General features: G+C 64.7%; 18 protein-coding genes. 9 read left to right on the top strand and 9 right to left on the bottom strand.

Translation table 11 applies throughout. The annotated features are described in order from the left end of the window. Nucleotides 1-60: 60 nt before the first annotated feature. On the top strand, nt 61-438 hold the full coding sequence (locus tag FHP91_RS02770; protein WP_144308141.1) for a hypothetical protein: 378 nt from the start codon (nt 61-63) through the stop codon (nt 436-438). A gap of 103 nt (nt 439-541) precedes the next feature. On the opposite strand, the gene FHP91_RS02765 is transcribed toward FHP91_RS02770, so the two are convergent. Beyond that, nucleotides 542-2050, bottom strand: coding sequence for a protein adenylyltransferase SelO (locus FHP91_RS02765; RefSeq protein WP_144308140.1), 1509 nt, complete (start codon nt 2048-2050; stop codon nt 542-544). Between the two features lie 145 nt (nt 2051-2195). Between FHP91_RS02765 and FHP91_RS02760 the strand changes: the two genes are divergently transcribed. Then, nucleotides 2196-2642, top strand: a complete 447-nt coding sequence (locus tag FHP91_RS02760; RefSeq protein ID WP_144308139.1) for an HIT family protein — start codon at nt 2196-2198, stop codon at nt 2640-2642. Nucleotides 2643-2665: 23 nt separating this feature from the next. On the opposite strand, the gene FHP91_RS02755 is transcribed toward FHP91_RS02760, so the two are convergent. Then, the gene (locus FHP91_RS02755; protein ID WP_144308138.1) at nt 2666-3601 is read right to left on the bottom strand and encodes a nuclease-related domain-containing protein; all 936 of its coding nucleotides are present in this window, start codon (nt 3599-3601) and stop codon (nt 2666-2668) included. Between the two features lie 153 nt (nt 3602-3754). Between FHP91_RS02755 and FHP91_RS02750 the strand changes: the two genes are divergently transcribed. From FHP91_RS02750 to FHP91_RS02730, 5 genes are all read left to right on the top strand, one after another. After that, nucleotides 3755-4984: an RNA polymerase sigma factor gene (locus tag FHP91_RS02750; RefSeq protein ID WP_222105092.1), complete on the top strand. Its 1230-nt coding sequence runs from the start codon at nt 3755-3757 to the stop codon at nt 4982-4984. A 90-nt stretch (nt 4985-5074) separates the two neighbouring features. Beyond that, nucleotides 5075-5419, top strand: a complete 345-nt coding sequence (locus tag FHP91_RS02745; protein ID WP_144308137.1) for a YciI family protein — start codon at nt 5075-5077, stop codon at nt 5417-5419. A 26-nt stretch (nt 5420-5445) separates the two neighbouring features. Continuing rightward, nucleotides 5446-5889, top strand: a complete 444-nt coding sequence (locus FHP91_RS02740) for a YybH family protein (RefSeq protein ID WP_144308136.1) — start codon at nt 5446-5448, stop codon at nt 5887-5889. A 35-nt stretch (nt 5890-5924) separates the two neighbouring features. Further along, the gene (locus FHP91_RS02735) at nt 5925-6473 is read left to right on the top strand and encodes an SRPBCC family protein (RefSeq protein WP_186301422.1); all 549 of its coding nucleotides are present in this window, start codon (nt 5925-5927) and stop codon (nt 6471-6473) included. Continuing rightward, nucleotides 6463-6879 carry a VOC family protein gene (locus tag FHP91_RS02730; RefSeq protein ID WP_144176280.1) on the top strand — a complete coding sequence of 139 codons (417 nt, stop codon included), beginning with the start codon at nt 6463-6465 and terminating at the stop codon, nt 6877-6879. The genes FHP91_RS02735 and FHP91_RS02730 overlap by 11 nt, the downstream gene beginning before the upstream one ends. A 79-nt stretch (nt 6880-6958) precedes the next feature. Here the strand turns inward: FHP91_RS02730 and FHP91_RS02725 are convergent, their stop codons facing one another. Beyond that, on the bottom strand, nt 6959-7186 hold the full coding sequence (locus FHP91_RS02725) for a DUF1127 domain-containing protein (protein WP_144308134.1): 228 nt from the start codon (nt 7184-7186) through the stop codon (nt 6959-6961). A 159-nt stretch (nt 7187-7345) separates the two neighbouring features. Here FHP91_RS02725 and FHP91_RS02720 point away from each other — a divergent pair, with 159 nt between their 5' ends. Next, nucleotides 7346-8248 carry a LysR family transcriptional regulator gene (locus tag FHP91_RS02720; RefSeq protein ID WP_186301421.1) on the top strand — a complete coding sequence of 301 codons (903 nt, stop codon included), beginning with the start codon at nt 7346-7348 and terminating at the stop codon, nt 8246-8248. Nucleotides 8249-8739: 491 nt separating this feature from the next. Here the strand turns inward: FHP91_RS02720 and arsA are convergent, their stop codons facing one another. The 4 genes from arsA to FHP91_RS02700 are packed head-to-tail and all read right to left on the bottom strand — an operon-like array spanning nt 8740 to nt 12460. Further along, nucleotides 8740-10509, bottom strand: coding sequence for an arsenical pump-driving ATPase (arsA, locus tag FHP91_RS02715; protein ID WP_144308132.1), 1770 nt, complete (start codon nt 10507-10509; stop codon nt 8740-8742). Nucleotides 10510-10517: 8 nt separating this feature from the next. After that, a complete protein-coding gene (gene arsD / locus FHP91_RS02710; RefSeq protein ID WP_144308131.1) occupies nt 10518-10889 on the bottom strand; it encodes an arsenite efflux transporter metallochaperone ArsD in 372 nt (123 codons plus the stop codon). A 36-nt stretch (nt 10890-10925) separates the two neighbouring features. Then, nucleotides 10926-11255 (bottom strand): ArsR/SmtB family transcription factor, encoded by a 330-nt coding sequence (locus FHP91_RS02705; RefSeq protein ID WP_144308130.1) that lies wholly within the window; start codon nt 11253-11255, stop codon nt 10926-10928. A 59-nt stretch (nt 11256-11314) separates the two neighbouring features. After that, nucleotides 11315-12460 (bottom strand): GGDEF domain-containing protein, encoded by a 1146-nt coding sequence (locus FHP91_RS02700; RefSeq protein ID WP_186301420.1) that lies wholly within the window; start codon nt 12458-12460, stop codon nt 11315-11317. Nucleotides 12461-12613: 153 nt separating this feature from the next. Between FHP91_RS02700 and FHP91_RS02695 the strand changes: the two genes are divergently transcribed. Continuing rightward, entirely contained in the window at nt 12614-12931 is a 318-nt protein-coding gene (locus FHP91_RS02695) for a hypothetical protein (protein WP_144308128.1), read from the top strand. Between the two features lie 157 nt (nt 12932-13088). Here FHP91_RS02695 and FHP91_RS02690 read toward each other — a convergent pair whose 3' ends face one another. Together FHP91_RS02690 and FHP91_RS02685 are read right to left on the bottom strand one after the other, a co-directional pair. Continuing rightward, nucleotides 13089-14369 carry a hypothetical protein gene (locus tag FHP91_RS02690; protein ID WP_144308127.1) on the bottom strand — a complete coding sequence of 427 codons (1281 nt, stop codon included), beginning with the start codon at nt 14367-14369 and terminating at the stop codon, nt 13089-13091. Continuing rightward, a complete protein-coding gene (locus FHP91_RS02685; protein WP_144308126.1) occupies nt 14369-15721 on the bottom strand; it encodes a hypothetical protein in 1353 nt (450 codons plus the stop codon). Before FHP91_RS02685 ends, FHP91_RS02690 begins: the two co-directional genes overlap by 1 nt. Nucleotides 15722-16031: the final 310 nt, after the last annotated feature.

Raw genomic sequence — 16031 nt, 5'->3', positions numbered from 1 at the left:
CGCCGCCCCGGCGCGACTCGGCTATGCTTGCCTCCCTCTGAATCCTGCGGCCTATCGATCATGCTCAACGCCCGCTTCTTTCTGGCCATCGCCATTGCGTTGGTCTATCTCCTCGCCGTGCCCGGCACCTCGCTGTTTCGCGCCGCCGTCTCGGGCGACGCGCTGACCCTGCGGGTGAGCTTCGGCACCCCGATGCTGTGGCTGACCACGGCCGTCATCGTGCTGATCATCTTTGGCGTGTGGAAGCGCTTCGCCTGGGCCTGGTGGCTGGGCGTCGCCGCGGCGGGGTTTCAGCTCGTGCGCATGGGGCTATGGGTGTCGCAGCACTATTCGCTGTCGCGCCTGCCGGGCGAGGGCACGCTGCTGGTGCTCGGGTTGCTGGTGAGTTTTCTGGTGCTGATGCTGCTGCCGGGCACGCGGATGGCGTGTCGACGGTGAGGGGTAAGGCGGGTTGAAACCTGTCGCGAACTCCCCGGCCCCGTAGGGCGGATAAGCGCCGCGCATCCGCCGAACAACGCCCCGCGGCGAGCTGCCTTGCCGCTCAGCTCGAACAACTCACCGACAGCGACTGCGCCCAGTCTGGCGGCGGGGCGGCGAATTCTATGTTTTCGGGCTGTTCGTCGAAGGGGCGCTGCAGGCAGGCGTGAATGCGGTGCAGGGGGGCGAAATCACCGGCCTGCGCGGCGCGGATCGCGGTCTCGGCCACCCAGTTGCGCAACACATATTTGGGATTGACTGCGTGCATGGCAGCGCGACGTTCGGCGTCGGGTCGTGGCGTTTGCGCCAGCCGGGCACGCCAGCTTGCGAGCCACGCATCGCAGGCGGCACGGTCAGCGATGAGGTCGCGCACGGGCGCGTCTTGCGCGGGCGTGCCGGCGACGGCTGGCAACTCACCGAGGGCGCGGAAGAACAAGGTGTAGTCGGTGTGATGGGCGTGGAGCAGGCCTAAGAGCCGGCCGATGAGTACTTCGTCGTCGTCGCGCGTGTCGGTCAGTCCCAGTTTGGCCCCCTGTCGGGCGAGGAACTCGCGGTTGTAGGTCTCCACAAAGGGGGTGTCGATGGCCGTGTCCAGTGCGTCGGCGTCGCCGATCAGCGGCATCAGCGCGTGGCCGAGGGCGTGCAGGTTCCAGTGCGCGATGTGCGGCTGTGCGCTGTAGCGGTAGCGGCCGCCGCGGTCGGTGTGGTTGCAGATGTGGTCGGCGTCGAAGCCATCCATGAAGGCGAAGGGGCCGTAATCGAGCGTGAGGCCGAGGATGGACATGTTGTCGGTGTTCATCACCCCGTGCATGAAGCCCACCGCCTGCCACTGCGCCATCAGCGTGGCGGTGCGGCGGCTGACCTCGGCGAGCATCGCCACGGCCGGGTTGGCGGCGTCGCGGGCGGCGGGGTAGAAGCGGTCGATGACGTAGTCGGCCAGCTGCTGCAGTTCGTCGGTGCGCTTGTTGGCGGTCCAGTGCTCGAAGGAGCCGAAGCGCACGAAGCTCGGCGCCATGCGCGTCACCACCGCGGCGGTTTCCATGGTCTCGCGCGGCACCGGCAGGTCGGAGGCGACCAGACTCAGCGCGCGCGTGGTGGGGATGCCGAGCGCGGCCATGGCCTCGGAGCAGAGAAATTCGCGGATCGACGAGCGCAGCACCGCGCGGCCGTCGCCCATGCGCGAATAGGGCGTGCGCCCGGCGCCCTTGAGTTGCAGCTCCCACGGGCCGTGCGGCGTGCGCACCTCGCCGAGCAGGTGGGCGCGCCCGTCACCGAGCTGGCCGGCCCAGGCGCCGAACTGATGGCCCGAATACACCGCCGCCAGCGTGTCGCTGCCGGGCAGCGGCGTGTTGCCGGCCATGGCGGCGACGAAGGCTGGCGTGGCGGTCTCCTCCGGGTGCAGGCCGATCAGCGCGGCGGCTGCATCGCTCACCGCCACCAGGCGGGCCTCGGGCAGGCCCCAGGGGGCGAGGCGGGTGTAGAAGGCCCCGGGCAGGCGCGCGAAGCTGTTGTCGAAGGGCAGGGCGTCGAGGCGGTGCGCGCGTGCGGGCGCATCCGGATGGGGGGCGTTCATGGGCTCACTCTGTCGGGTTCTCGGGCGGCCGGTCTGTGCCGGCATCGGTAGACAGTGTGACAGCGGATGCGTTGCCGTGCGCGCTGGTAGCATGGTCCACCCGTGCGCCACTGCAAGCGCGCACCGAACCGCACAAGGAGCCGCCATGCCGATGTTTGTCGATACCTCGCCCCCCGGACAGTGCATCTTCTGCCGCCTGGTGGCGGGCGAGATCCCTGCCGAGCGTGTCTATGAAGACGCGCTGACCATCGCCTTCATGGACATCGGCCAGGTCAATCCCGGCCATGTGCTGGTGGCCAGCAAGCGCCACGCCGCCACGCTGTTCGACCTCACCTTTGATGAGGCCGGCGCCCTCATGCAGACCGCCCAGCGCGTCGCCTTCGCCGTGCGCGAGGCCTTCGACCCGCCCGGCCTGACCCTGCTGCAGGCCAACGGCAAGGAAGGCGACCAGACCGTCTTCCACTGCCACATGCATGTCGTGCCGCGCCATGGCGACGACGGCATCGCGCTGTCCTGGCCACGCAAGGATCCGCCGGCGGCAGTGCTGGCGGAGTATGCGGAGAAACTGCGGGCGGTGATGAAACCGGGGTGAACTGGTTGTCGGAGAGGTCCGCTTCAACCGCCCTGATCTAGTGGGCGGTAAGTTGGACTGACGTTTCGGCATCGTTGTTCGACTTGATGGGCCGCTTGCCGGACGAGTTGGGCATCAACTGCGGGCGCGCTTCTCTGACTCAATAGCTTTCGGATTTCTTTTCCGCTAAAGACCCAGACCGAGCCACGTCCCGCCCTTTCGACAAACCAGCCTGGAAGCGCTAATACAGGTGTTACAGAAACGGACGTACCGACTGCGTTTGACAGCCATTTTTTTAGCCACGCTGCCTGCCGCTCGGCTTGTTCGAGCGGTTTGGTCGTCGTCCAGTTGGGGAAGTGCAGTGCATGACCATCAAAACCGACTTTTGCGTTCTCCGCGCCGCGTGAGCGATTGGGCTTTGAATACCCCTTGGTCTCGATCGCGTAAATTCCGCTGGGTGAGATGACAACATGGTCAATGTTGAATCCCTCGGCGGGAAAATCGTGGAAGACTGCTGCGCCCTCGCGCATGAGTTGATCGAGTTCTTGACCAACGGCGATTTCGGCATCTAGTCCGAGTCGCGCAAAGTCGAGCGATCTTGAACGCTTGTAGAGTCGTCTAGCGCTCCAGAGCGTCATTCCGATCGCTGCTACGGTTGTAAATCCGATCCTGAAAGTGCTTTCGGGGGCTCCTAGCAAGTAGGACTGCGCAAGATGAAGCCCTACCAGCATGAGTGGCATTGTCATCATCATTGCCAAGTCGGCCATGAGGTCTACGCGTGACTCCTCAATATGATCTCGGAGCGTTTGGCCGGGCCCCCTCAGCAGCTTCGTCGTCAGCGGCGACCGTCGGGAAGCTCGTGCCTTTTGCTTGCGCCAAATCAGAACGCCGCCGCCAATCGCTGGGCCGGAAAGCATGACAACCGCCACGCCGATGAGTAGAAGCGCCTGACGCAGGAGGGTTGTTTCGATTCCAGTCATGAGTGTTTTCAAACTCTAAGCTAATGAGACGTATGGAGATTGAGTTTTGGGTAGGCGTTGAAACGGTTGTCGAATCGTGACTTTGGTACGTCGCCATTTTATGCTTTTCGTAATGCAGCTAAGCTGCGCTTCATGGGCATGTTGGCACGGAATATGGATATTCCCACTCAAATCGACGCCCTCTACCGCACCGAGTCGCGCCGCATCCGCGCCACGTTGATCCGTCTGCTGGGCGATTTCGATCTGGCCGAGGAGGCGGTGCAGGAGGCCTTCACCGCGGCCATGGCGCAGTGGCCGCGCGACGGCGTGCCGGACAACACGCGTGCTTGGCTGGTGTCGGCGGGGCGTTTCCGGGCCATCGACCGCATTCGTCAGCGCGCCCGGTTCGATGCCTCGCTCGCCGAGTTGGCCTGGCGGCTGGCCGAGGACGAGCAAGACGTTGCCGAGCCGGCCAGCGGCATCGAAGACGACCGGCTGCGACTGATCTTCACCTGCTGCCACCCTGCACTGGCGCCCGAGGCGCAGGTGGCGCTGACCCTGCGCGAGGTGTGCGGGCTGACCACCGAGGCTATTGCCAGCGCGTATCTCACCGCCACGCCGACGCTGGCGCAGCGCATCGTGCGCGCCAAGGGCAAGATCCGCGATGCGCGCATCCCCTACGAGGTGCCCGAGGGGCCGGCGCTGGCCGAGCGGCTCGACAGCGTGTTGCGGGTGATCTACCTGATCTTCAATGAGGGCTATCTCGCCTCCAGTGGCGAGGCGCTGACCTGTGCGGACCTGTCCGATGAGGCCATCCGCCTCGGTCGGCTGCTGGTCGAGTTGCTGCCCGAACCCGAGGCGCAGGGCTTGCTGGCGCTGATGCTGCTCACCGAATCGCGCCGCGCGGCGCGCACGACGGTCGATGGCGAGCTGGTGTTGCTCGACGCGCAGGATCGCGGCCGGTGGGATCGCGCGCTGATCGCCGAGGGTTGCGCCTTGGTGGAGGCGTCGCTGCGCGCACGCCGTGTCGGCCCCTACGCCCTGCAGGCGGCGATTGCCGCGGTGCATGCCGAGGCGCCGACCGCCGCCGACACCGACTGGCCGCAGATCGTCGGGCTCTACGAGGTGCTGATGCGCGCCGAGCCCTCGCCGGTGGTGGCGCTCAACCGCGCAGTGGCAGTCGCCATGCGCGACGGGCCGGCGGTCGGTCTGGCGCTGATCGATGCGCTGCTCGCGGATGGCGAGCTGGCCGACTACCGCCTGGCGCACGCCGCCCGCGGCGAGCTGCTGCAGCGCCTGGGCGAGCGCGACGGTGCCCGCGATGCCTACCGCCGCGCGCTGGCGCTGACCCGGCCGGGGCCCGAGCAGCGCCACCTCGCGGCACGGCTCGAGCGCCTGCGTTGATGGCGTTCCGACGAACGGCTGTCGAATCGGCACCAGCGCGGGCGACTAAGCAATGACCGATACACGTTCCCTACGTCAGGAGCCTGCCCCATGAAATATCTGTGTCTGGTGTATGCCGATGAAGCCTTGCTGCACAGCCTGCCCGACAGTCCCGAAGATGCCGAATGCCAGGCCTACGCCGAGCAGGTGGCCGGCAGCGGCCGCATGCTGGCGGCCGAGGCGCTCGAGCCGGTGGCCGCCGCCACCACCGTGCGCATGCGCGGCGGCAAGGTGTCGATCACCGACGGGCCGTTTGCCGAAACCAAGGAGCAGTTGGCCGGTTTCTATCTGGTCGAGGCGCGCGATCTGAATGAAGCGATCCAGGTTGCGGCGCAGATTCCGGCGGCGCGTGTCGGCAGCGTCGAGGTGCGGCCGGTGCGTCAATTGCAGGTGTGACGACCCAACCCAACAGGAGCGATGACATGACAACACAGAACGATCCGGCCGACGAAGCCGCGGTGCGCGAGATGTTCGCGGCCTGCCGCGAGGCCGTGGCCGCCCGTGACGTGAAGCGTCTCATGGGCTATTACACCGCGTCGCTGGTGGCCTTCGATGCCATTGGCCCCCTGCAGTTTACCGACCGCGCGGCCTACGACACGCACTGGCGCAGCTGCCTGGAGATGTGTGCCGGTCAGATGGTGTTCGACATGCAGGACTTGTCGCTCACGCTCGGCGAGGACGTCGGCTTTGGCCACTATCTGGTGTACTGCGGCGCCACCGATCCGGAGGGCAAGACCCAGGCCGGCTGGATGCGTTGCTCGATCGGGCTGCGCAAGGTCGATGGTCAGTGGCGAATCGCGCATGAGCATTTTTCGGTGCCTTTCGAGCCCGAGACCTGCAAGGCGCAGTTTGAACTGACGCCCTGAGCGGGCGCGCGTCGTCACGACACAGGAGGATGCGCATGGATATGCGTGCCGATTCACGCCGCGTCGCGTTTGCCCTGACCCATTGCGTCGCAGCGCCGCGCGACAGGGTCTGGGCCGCGCTGTCGGATGCCGGTCACCTCACGCAATGGTGGGCCCCGGCGGGGGCGCAAATGCGCGCCGCATCGTTGAGCTTCCATCTGGGCGGGCGTTTTCTCTACGTGATCGAGCGGCCGAACGAGCCGCCTCGCTGGGGGCGCTGGGTGTATCGCGACATCATCGAGCCGGCGCGGCTTGTGTTTGTTGGCTCGTTGCTGGATACCAAGGGCGGCGTGACCCGCCACCCGCGCGTGCCGCACTGGCCGCGCTACGTGCATCACACATTGGAGCTGGCCGACGCGCCCGTTGGCACCGAACTTCGCCTGTGCTCGCGACCGGTCCACGCGAGTGACGCCGAGATTCGCGCTTTTGAAGACGGGCACGATCGTCTGCGCCGCGATGTCCTTGATGCCTGGGTGCGTCTCGATGCGTATCTGGCCGGCGAGATCGAAATCCAAACAGAGAAGGAGTCACATCATGCGAGTTGAACCCTATTTGTTGTTCCGCGGTGACTGCGAAGCCGCGCTGAGTCTCTACACCGAGGCGCTTGGCGCTGAAGTGACCGCGCTGATGCGTTTCAGCGACGCCCCGCCGGGGGCGATGCCGGAGATGCCTGGCATGGCCGACAAGGTGATGCATGCCAATCTCAAGATCGGTGACACCATGGTGATGGCCTCGGACGGGATGTGCGGTGAGGCGGCCGGCTTCGACGGCTTTGCCTTGTCGGTCGACGTGGCCGACGACGCGGAGGCGCAGCGCGTATTTGCAGCGCTGTCCGAGGGGGGCGAGGTGCGCATGCCTTTGGCGCCCACCTTTTTCGCCCGGCAGTTCGGCATGCTGGTGGATCGCTTTGGCGTGCAGTGGATGGTGATTGAGCAGATGCCCGAGGGCTGACGCCGGGCGAGTGGCTTGACGGCGCGATGGGGTATTCGGTGGGTGGCGAGCCACCCACCAGACTTCGTCATCGATACCGTTACTTCACCCAGAACGGCTTGCGGCCTTCAAAGTCCGCCTGGCTGCGGCTGATGCCGACATCGCGCAGCACATGTTCATCGAGCTCGCGCAGCTCGCGGCGGGCGGCGCTGCGCTTGCGCCAGACGGTGATGGTGGTGCGCAGTGCGTGGCCCAGTTGGCGCAGCACCGAGGCAATGTCGGTGCGGGCGACGGCAGGGGCGCAAGCTTTGTGTGTCAGGCTGCTCATGATGCGTCTCCTTGAGTGGGGCTTTGGTGAGTTGAAGCTTGGCCGCTCAGGACAAATGCATCCAATCGTTTATTCGGATTCGCGTCTTCGGAAATTGTGATGGCGTGGTGTGGCGATCTGCGGTGTACTGTGGGTCAGCCGACGTCACAGGACCGTGTCATGGAGCTCTATCACCTCAGAACCTTCGTTGCCGTCGCCGAAGAGAAGCACCTCACCCGTGCCGCCGAGCGCCTGTTTACCAGCCAGCCGGCGATCAGCGCACATATCAAGGCGCTGGAAGAAACCCTGGGCGTGACGCTGTTCGACCGCACCCCGAAAGGCATGCGGCTGACCCCGGTGGGCGAAGAGCTGCTGCCCCGCGCGCGTCAGGCGCTGGCCGCGGCCAGCGCGGTGATGCAGCACGCCAAGGGCTTGCAGGATGAATTGATCGGCAGCGTGCGCATCGGCCTCAATACCGACGCGCGCTTTTTGCGCCTGACCGCGCTGCAGGCCGGGCTGGCCGAACACTATCCCCGTCTTGAAGTGGCCATGCTCACCGGCTCGACCGGCACCAATCTGCCGGCGGTGCGCGTCGGCAAGCTCGACGCCGCCTTCGTCACCGGCGAGATCGACGACCCGAGCATGAGCGTGTGCTTCCTGTGCGACGAGCCGCTGGTGATCGGCGCGCCGGTCTCGCTGCGCGATCAGATCATCTCTACCGACGTGGCCGATCTGGCGCGTCTGCCCTGGGTGTATACCTCGCCCGACTGCTCGCACTTTGCGGCGATGCGCGCGCTTTTCGACGCGCACTGCTGCGAGCCCACGCGGACCCTGATCGCCAACCAGGAAGACGCGCTGGTCGAGATGATTCGCGCCGGTGTCGGCCTGGGCATTGTGCGTGCCGGGGTATTTTCGAACGACGACCACGCCTATGAACTGCCGGTGGCGCTGCCCTCGGTGCCGCTGCAGTTCGTTTATCTGCGCAAGCGCGAGAACGACCCGCTGATCCGGGCGGTGATGCACCAGCTCTGCGCGGTTTGGGGCATTGCGCCGCCCGCCGATGCGGCGCGCGAGGCTGGCTAGACGGCGCGGCGGCTTATCCACGGCTGCCGTGGGCAGGCTTGTGGACAAGCTGTGAGAGGCGGGGCTATCTCCTTGAGGCGATGGCGTTTTCTGCGGCTGCCTAAAAATGAGGCAATCGCGGTTGGTCGGGCCGATACCAGCCGATTCGCATGAAACCCGCGCCGGCTGGGCGTTTCGGACCCGTGGGGCGGGGTTTTATCCCCGTTCGCCGTGGGCGAAGGTGTGGATAAGCTGTGTGGCAGGCACCTATCCGACTGAGACGACTCAGGTTTTTTGCACTGCCGCAAAATGAGGCAAACACGGGGTGGCGGGGCGAAAACAGGCGATTGGCATGAAAGCCTTGCGGGCTGGACGTTTCAGCGGCATTGGTGTTGGCGCTTATCCCCGGCTGCCGTGCGTCAGTCTGTGGATAAGCTGTGTGCGGGCAGCTTATCTGACTGACGCGGCAGGACTTTTTTGCGCTGCCGCAAAATGAGGCAGTGCCGACGCGCTCAGGGGGTGGCGATGCGCCGTTCGGCCAGCGCGAGCAGGCGATCGACGCCGACCGGTTCGTCCTGCAGCAGCGGCACCACGGCGTAGCGGCGGGCGTGCTCGTGCGCCACGGCCTCAATCTCGCGCAACTCGTTGTGTGCGCGCTGTCGCAGCAGGGGCGCTTCGCTGCCGGCGGCGGCGATGCTGTTGTTGATGACCCAGGCCCAGGGCTCGATGCCGGCGCGGCGCAGGTCGGATTGCAGGTGGGAGGCTTCGAGCACCGGCGTGGTCTCGGCAAGCGTCACGAGCAGCACCTTGGTTTGCTCGGGGTCCTGTAGTTGCTGCATGGGAGTGATCTCGGCCTGCGTCTGCGCGCCACGCTGACGGAGCATCTCGCGGTGATAGGCGCCGGTGGCGTCGAGCAGCAGCAGCGAGTGGCCGGTGGGTGCGGTGTCCATCACCACAAACTGCTTGCCGGCCTCGCGGATGACGCGCGAGAAGGCCTGGAAAACGGCGATCTCTTCGGTGCAGGGCGAGCGCAGGTCTTCTTCGAGCAGGGCGCGGCCTTGCGCGTCGAGTGCGGCGCCGCGGGTGGCGAGCACCTGCTCGCGGTAGCGCGCGGTCTCGGCCACGGGGTCGATGCGGCTGACGGTCAGGCCGGGGAGCGAACCGGCCAGCGTGTCGGCCAGATGTGCGGCAGGGTCGGAGGTGGACAGGTGCACCGGCAGGCCGCGCTGCGCGAGTTCGAGCGCCAGCGCGGCGGCGAGCGTGGTTTTGCCGACGCCGCCCTTGCCCATCAGCATGATCAGGCCGTGGTGGTCGGCGGCGATGTCGTCGATCAGCGCGGCGAAGTCGGGCGCGTCAAATGCCGGGGTGGTCGGCGCGTTGGCAGTGGCCGGCGCCGGGGTGTCGGCGAGCAATTGGCGCACGGCGTCCAGCCCGACCAGATTGAAGGCCTTGAGCGCGACAGTATCGGTCGGCAGGGCGTGCAGGGCTTCGGGCTGTGCGGCCAGTGCGGCGTCTTCGCGGTCGCACAGGGCGCGAGCCAGCGGGTCGTCGCCGGCGTCGGCCCGCGACAGAATGCCGTTGATCACGAGGTGTTGTTGCAACAGGCCGATGGCGGCCAGCTCGGCGTGGGTGCGCGCCACTTCGCGCAGCGTCGATTGCTGGGCGCGGGCCACCAGCACCAGGCGTGTGCGGGTCGGGTCGGCCAGCGCGGCGACGGCGGCTTTGTATTGCGCGCGCTGCTTCTCCAGCCCGGCCAGCGGACCGAGGCAGGAGGCGTCGCCCTTGCCTGCGTCGAGAAAGCCAGTCCACGCGCCGGGCAACTGCAGCAGGCGGATGGTGTGGCCGGTGGGCGCGGTGTCGAAGATGACATGCTCGAAATCGGCGGTGAGGCTGGCGTCGGTGAGCAGGGCGGTGAATTCGTCGAAGGCGGCGATTTCTGTGGTGCAGGCGCCCGACAGCTGCTCTTCGATGCTGCGGATCACCGCGTCGGGCAGCACGCCGCGCACCGGGCCGACGATGCGGTCGCGATAGGCCTGGGCGGCTTGCTGGGGGTCGATCTCCAGCGCCGACAGGCCGGGCACCTCGGCCACCGGCACGATGCGGTTGCCAATCTCGATACCAAACACCTGCCCCACGTTGGAGGCCGGGTCGGTGCTGACCAGCAGCACCCGCCGCCCGGCGTCGGCCAGCCGGATGGCGGTGGCGCAGGCCAGCGAGGTCTTACCGACGCCGCCTTTGCCGGTGAAGAACATGCAGCGCGGCGCTTGGTCGAGAAAGTGCATGGCGGTGCTCAGCCGCCGCAACGGCCGCCGGAGCAGCAACCGCTGACTTCGGGCTCGGGCTCGGCCGGTGCCGCTTCGGCGGTGCCCAGCCAGTGGGTCAGTTCGGCGCGGCTGGGGTAGCGGCCGGCCATGGCGATTTCGCCGTCGAGCAGAATCAGCGGCAGGGCGTCGGGGCCGGAGCGATCGAGAAAGCCCTTGACCGTGGCGTTGCCGGCAAAGGCCAGCGGCTGCTGACCGAGGTTGAAGCGGTCGATACGGGCGCCGTTCTGCGCGGCCCACTCGAGGTCGGCGGCGAAGGTAATCAGCGCCTGGTCGGCGTCAACGCCGCACACACCGGAGCTGCAGCACAGGGCGGGATCGAACACTTGGATGCTTTTCATGGACGGGTTCCTTGAACAGATAAGGGGGGTTAAAAATCAGCGTTGGCCGGCGGCGGCGCGCAGCTCGATGCATTTTTCGGGCTGGTCGGCGCAGCAGGATTCGGTGAGGTAGGCGATGGTGTCGAGCATCAGCGGGATATTGGCCCGGTAGCGCTGGTAGCGCCCCTCGGGGGTGACCGTGATGAGCCCGGCGCGGGTCAGCGCTTTGAAATGGAAGGACAGGTTGGTGGGCGGCACATCGAGCGCAGTGGCGATGTCGCCCGCCACCAGGCCATCGGGCGCCTTGCGCACCAGCAAGCGATACACCTCCAGGCGCAGGCCGGAGGCGAGAGATTCAAAAACGGCGGTAGCCGTGTCGGTATTCATGACGCGACTCTACAACAGATGTTGAAGAGTCAAAATGATCTGCGTCATGTGTGGCGGTGTCAGGTGGCCGCGGCTTGGGGGTCGGTGAGTGGCAAGGGGAGGGTGCCCGAAGCCTTGTGGTGATACATCGCCAGGTCGGCGCGGTGGATGATGTCGTCAGCCGTGGCGCCGGGGTAGGGGAACAGGCACAGCCCGACGCTGGCGCTGAGTGCGATGTCGCTGGGCAGGTCGTCATCGCGGCGGGCGACCATGGCCTGGATGCGTTCGGCCTGAAGGTGCGCGGCGGTGGCGTCGGGCATCTGGGCCACCAGCACCACGAATTCGTCACCGCCCAGCCGGGCCACCGTATCGGCGTCACGCACCGCCTGGCGCAGCCGCGCGGCCACACGCTGAAGCATCTGGTCGCCCACGGCGTGGCCGTGCACATCGTTGATCGGCTTGAAGTCGTTCAGATCCACAAAGTACAGCGCATGTTGTGCCGTCGAGCGGGGGGCGCCGGCGAGTAGCTGGTTGATGCGGTCATAGAGCAGCTCACGATTGGGCAGGCCGGTCAGGCTGTCATGCAGCGCGCGCTCCAGGTGCAAACGCCGCTCGTCCTCCAGTGCCTGTTTGTGGACGAACAGGCGCCGCCGTTGCAACTCCACCATATAGCCCGCGCCGCCGCCGATGAGGTTGGCACAGATGATGAAGAAATCCTGGGTGGCCAGCAGGTAGCCGGGGTAATCGGCCACGACGCCAAAGCACAGGTTGTAGGTCACCAGCAGCACCACATCGACCGCCACCGCATAGATAAAGCGGGTGCCGCTGAAGTTGTAGGTAAAAAAGGTGACCACCACGACCACCGGGTAATACTGCGCCACCACCTCCAGCGGCATGAGCTGCATCATCGCGATCAGCCCGAGCCCGCCCGTGAGCCCGTTGAGTGCCGGCAGCAGATAGGCGCAGCGCCGGTAGTGGCGCGTCAACGTGATGGCGATGAAGGTGATCGGGACGATCAGCGAACCCAGCCGTATCGCCCACAGCGCGCCGCGCTCTGCCTCGGGGATATACCAGCCGTCGAGCACAAACAGCAGCACATACAAAGCCGGCCCGATCACCAGCGCCGCGCGCCACTGCACCAGCATGCGCGGGTAGACGTAGTCGTCGTAGGCGTTTTCAAGCGCAGGGTCGTGAAACCGGAGTGTCAGCGGATGAAGCCGGGGCATTGGGCGCTCATCGATCGGGAAAAAGGTATCCGGCGCCATCATGGCGCACGCAGATCGCTGTCGAGCCTACGGCGTGGCGGCGTGGTTCTTGAGGGCGGGGTGGGTGGAAAAAGACGGGGAGCATGAAAAACTGCACACTGGCGGCGCCATCTGATGGCGATCGGCGAGGGGCGGACGGTCGATGTCGGGCGGATCAGCGAAGCGTCATCCGCCGAATGCCACCACACCAATCACCTCATGTGGTGGAAGGTGCTTCGGTTTTTCAATCTATGCGAGCTGCTCAAGCCGGTCGAGGTCGTCGTCTCCCACGCCAAAGAACCCGCCACCGAGGGCGGCAAGGTCAAGTCCGGCATGCGCACGGAAAGCCTCTATAAGGCCACCAAGGAGCCGGTTCATGTGCCGCTTTCGGGGAAGACGATGGAGTTTGATCGGGCGGCAGTTGAGTTGTTGGTTGCTGATCGGGTGATGTAGCGATGCTCACGGGGCGGCGTGGATGGAGGCGCCGCTCCGTGCGAGATTGTGCGGTCCAAATAAAAACGATCGACAGTCGCTGTGCAGCTGACCGCTTGCCTCCCGAGCGAGGATTGGTCATGTCGGCAAACCAGCATTCGGCGCAATGCCCTTCGATTCAAATCCCGTAGCGCAGCTTCAGGGCATCCCGTCGGTACCGACTGATCTCTTTAGCAGTGTCCGATTTGAGTAATCCGCCGAACGACCAATTTGCCAGCGCGCCTCCAGCTGCGGCGCCTGCGAGTCCGCATCCGGCCGAAGCCCAAGGGTTAGCGGTCGCAAGCCCGCACACCGTCGCACCCGCATAGCCCCCTCCCGCCGCAGAGGCTGCGATCGCCGATTTGGCAGTTGCTATTTGCCACATGCGGACTGAGGAAATCATGCCACGGCGATATTCCATCCAGTCCGTCGCAAGATCTGCGGCAAAAATAGTGGCGGTAGCTAAGGCCAAACCTGATGCAATGCGTGGCGCTTGGCTATTCGACAAGCGATTGCTTACGCTGCCCCATGCTGACCGCCCAGATGATGCTCGAACTATGCCGTGGCGTAGGGCCGGTGCAGCGGCGGCCCTGCGAACCAAATTGTTTGAATTGACGGTGGCCAGGCGAACGACAGGGAAGCCTCCCTGGATACTCCACCGTGATGTGCTCGCCGGTGTCGGGGCAACAGATCGCTCAATACGTGTTAGCGCGTCGGCAAACCGTGTCGTCCCGATCGGCAATTGACGCCCTGTGCCCACGTTGGAGAGCACCATAACCCCGCGCCGGGTGGCGTACCGGTGAATTTCGGGGGTCACCGAACGCCGGTTGATCCAGACTTGCTGCTCACCAGTCAATCGAGCTTCTTTTGTCATTTTCGAAATCTGGTGCTTGAGCTTGGCCTCATTAGTCACTTGAGAACGCAGCGAGTAGTCTTTGACCTCCAGCCGAACGACACGGGCCGTTTTTTTGTGTCGAAACAGGATGTCCGCATCTGTCTTGCCCCACGGACGATCGAGCTTTCGGCCCATCTCGATCAATTCAAAGCGGCGATCTGCGTGAATGTTGGCTGCGTACAAAACCTCACGCACATAGCCCTTGCGCTGGGACTTGCTCGACGAAGCCAGCAAGCGCGCATTGCGCTCGACTCCGGGGATGCGCGGGTCGAGCGCCAACCTGCCTTCAAAGTTGTTGAAGATGCGCTGGAGCCCACGTTGGCCAAGAGGGCCTGAACGAACCACCGCGCGCATGCCCGCCTGACGCTGACTCAGGCTCGGCGCAGTTGTCAGAAGGCGCTCGTGCCAGGTCTTGATCTCCTGGTACGTACCGCCTACCGGTGGTTTGGCAACGTTCTGTGCCAATGCAACGCTGCTGACGAACACCGCAAGACAGGTCAGCAAGGTTTTCGAAAAATGCGGCATCAGGTGGCCCCAAGTGACTTCTTGCTTGAATTGGCAAACGCATCCACCACGCGTTTTTTGTGAGTCATGTCGAGACTGGCGAAGCGCTCACTGAATATTTCCTGGTACCACTCTGCGACGGCCACATCGAGGAGATGAACATCAATGACGCTGAGATGCTGGATCATGTCCCGAGTGAGCGCGTCTTGAGCACTTGAGGCAGCGCTTTTCACTTTGTTACCAAGAGCTCGTTTGAGCCCCTCTTTGGCTTTTGTTTCTAGCGAAACCTCCTTGAGCGGCGAAACTGCGTCAATTTGAGTGAGCGCCCAACGCTGATAGTCGTTGAATTCAACCTTGCTACGCTTATTCGCCGCATCCGCCAGTTCCGACAAAGCGTTCTCGACGCTCTGGCGCAAACTGTCGATCTGAGTTTCTAGCTGAGCATCCTGAATCGAAGCACTCAATGCGTCGAGCTGCAGCATCTGAAGCTCTACCCGAAAGCCGGTGGCAAATCGCTCCTTCAAGTCAGGCGCCGAAATTTTTTCGAGCACCGGCCATTGCTGTGTCAGCGCTTCGGCTCGACGCTTCAGTCCAAGCATCTGGCGTCGATTGTTCAACTGAGCACGCAGTGCTTCCAAAACCGGGCTCTCAAAATCTGCAAGCAACGCCAGTGCTTCTTCGGGATCGGACTCCCCCTTGAGCGCCTTTTCGGCGACCAGCACGGCCTCCTGCTGAAGCTTGGCGCGCAGCAAACGGACCATTCCCGCCTGACGGTCGTCTAACTGTGTGACTAGCGCATCAGATGCATTCATCGGGCGACTGGCAATGAGCAACTCAGCCTGCTCGATACGTCCATCCAATGCCTCGACATCTTCTGGCAACAGCTCCCGAACAAGCGCCAGCACTTGCAACGACCAATGTGCAGGCACGAGCCTCGGTAGCAACGCTTCCTGAATCCACGGCGGCGAAGCTTCCAGCACCGCTTGCAGTTCGCTCATGCGCGCCTCGACCGTGGCAGCATCCGTAGGCCAAGACTCAGGGCTAGCCAATTGCCGTTCAACCTCGTCGAAAACACGTGTTGTCTCCGCGGGAAGCTCTAGAGGCAAGACTTTGCCAAGACTGCGATGGAGCAAGGCGTTGTGTTGAGAAGAGGTGGCTGTGACGGCAGCCACCGCAGCGTTCAGCTGGTGCAATTCAGCTATAAGCCGTCCTTCGCGATCGTTTTGGACGCTGGCAAGCGCGTCGAGGCGCTCCTGAAACCGATGCTGTTGATAGATCAGCCCCCCGCACAGAACCGCGACCAGAAACAGTAGTACGGTGTGTAGTCCGCGCCAATTCTGCTGTGCCTTTGCTGGCTGGTTCGATTCGGTCATGCGGCATTCCCCATGCATTTTTCTTTATAGTAACGACGGCTCGGGGCGAACGGTGATGACTTGCTTCACGCACGACGCAGGATCGCTTCTCTCACTCATGCATTGTTACGCGATGACAGGCCCAGGAGATGAGCGACCTCAAAGCGAGCGTAGCCTGGACAAGGCCCGAAGGGCCGCCTCCGGGACTCATCGGTTAATCGACCGTGGCCCCCGGATTCCGCTTCGCTGCATCCGGGCTACGAATCCAACGCCCACTCCGCCATCGCACCGAAGGCGGCGCCGGGGCGAAAGCCGCTATTGAGCATCGGTC

The organism is Denitromonas halophila, assembly GCF_007625155.1.
In the GTDB taxonomy this organism is placed as follows: Bacteria; Pseudomonadota; Gammaproteobacteria; order Burkholderiales; family Rhodocyclaceae; genus Nitrogeniibacter; species Nitrogeniibacter halophilus.
This window is presented reverse-complemented; position numbering and strand designations above follow the sequence as displayed.

Excerpts from the sequence above, each read along its gene's own strand:
- FHP91_RS02770 (WP_144308141.1), top strand. The coding sequence starts at position 61 with ATGCTCAACGCCCGCTTCTTTCTGGCCATCGCCATTGCGTTGGTCTAT.
- FHP91_RS02765 (WP_144308140.1), bottom strand. The coding sequence starts at position 2,050 with ATGAACGCCCCCCATCCGGATGCGCCCGCACGCGCGCACCGCCTCGAC.
- FHP91_RS02760 (WP_144308139.1), top strand. The coding sequence starts at position 2,196 with ATGCCGATGTTTGTCGATACCTCGCCCCCCGGACAGTGCATCTTCTGC.
- FHP91_RS02755 (WP_144308138.1), bottom strand. The coding sequence starts at position 3,601 with ATGACTGGAATCGAAACAACCCTCCTGCGTCAGGCGCTTCTACTCATC.
- FHP91_RS02750 (WP_222105092.1), top strand. The coding sequence starts at position 3,755 with ATGGATATTCCCACTCAAATCGACGCCCTCTACCGCACCGAGTCGCGC.
- FHP91_RS02745 (WP_144308137.1), top strand. The coding sequence starts at position 5,075 with ATGAAATATCTGTGTCTGGTGTATGCCGATGAAGCCTTGCTGCACAGC.
- FHP91_RS02740 (WP_144308136.1), top strand. The coding sequence starts at position 5,446 with ATGACAACACAGAACGATCCGGCCGACGAAGCCGCGGTGCGCGAGATG.
- FHP91_RS02735 (WP_186301422.1), top strand. The coding sequence starts at position 5,925 with ATGGATATGCGTGCCGATTCACGCCGCGTCGCGTTTGCCCTGACCCAT.
- FHP91_RS02730 (WP_144176280.1), top strand. The coding sequence starts at position 6,463 with ATGCGAGTTGAACCCTATTTGTTGTTCCGCGGTGACTGCGAAGCCGCG.
- FHP91_RS02725 (WP_144308134.1), bottom strand. The coding sequence starts at position 7,186 with ATGAGCAGCCTGACACACAAAGCTTGCGCCCCTGCCGTCGCCCGCACC.
- FHP91_RS02720 (WP_186301421.1), top strand. The coding sequence starts at position 7,346 with ATGGAGCTCTATCACCTCAGAACCTTCGTTGCCGTCGCCGAAGAGAAG.
- arsA (WP_144308132.1), bottom strand. The coding sequence starts at position 10,509 with ATGCACTTTCTCGACCAAGCGCCGCGCTGCATGTTCTTCACCGGCAAA.
- arsD (WP_144308131.1), bottom strand. The coding sequence starts at position 10,889 with ATGAAAAGCATCCAAGTGTTCGATCCCGCCCTGTGCTGCAGCTCCGGT.
- FHP91_RS02705 (WP_144308130.1), bottom strand. The coding sequence starts at position 11,255 with ATGAATACCGACACGGCTACCGCCGTTTTTGAATCTCTCGCCTCCGGC.
- FHP91_RS02700 (WP_186301420.1), bottom strand. The coding sequence starts at position 12,460 with ATGCCCCGGCTTCATCCGCTGACACTCCGGTTTCACGACCCTGCGCTT.
- FHP91_RS02695 (WP_144308128.1), top strand. The coding sequence starts at position 12,614 with ATGGCGATCGGCGAGGGGCGGACGGTCGATGTCGGGCGGATCAGCGAA.
- FHP91_RS02690 (WP_144308127.1), bottom strand. The coding sequence starts at position 14,369 with ATGCCGCATTTTTCGAAAACCTTGCTGACCTGTCTTGCGGTGTTCGTC.
- FHP91_RS02685 (WP_144308126.1), bottom strand. The coding sequence starts at position 15,721 with ATGACCGAATCGAACCAGCCAGCAAAGGCACAGCAGAATTGGCGCGGA.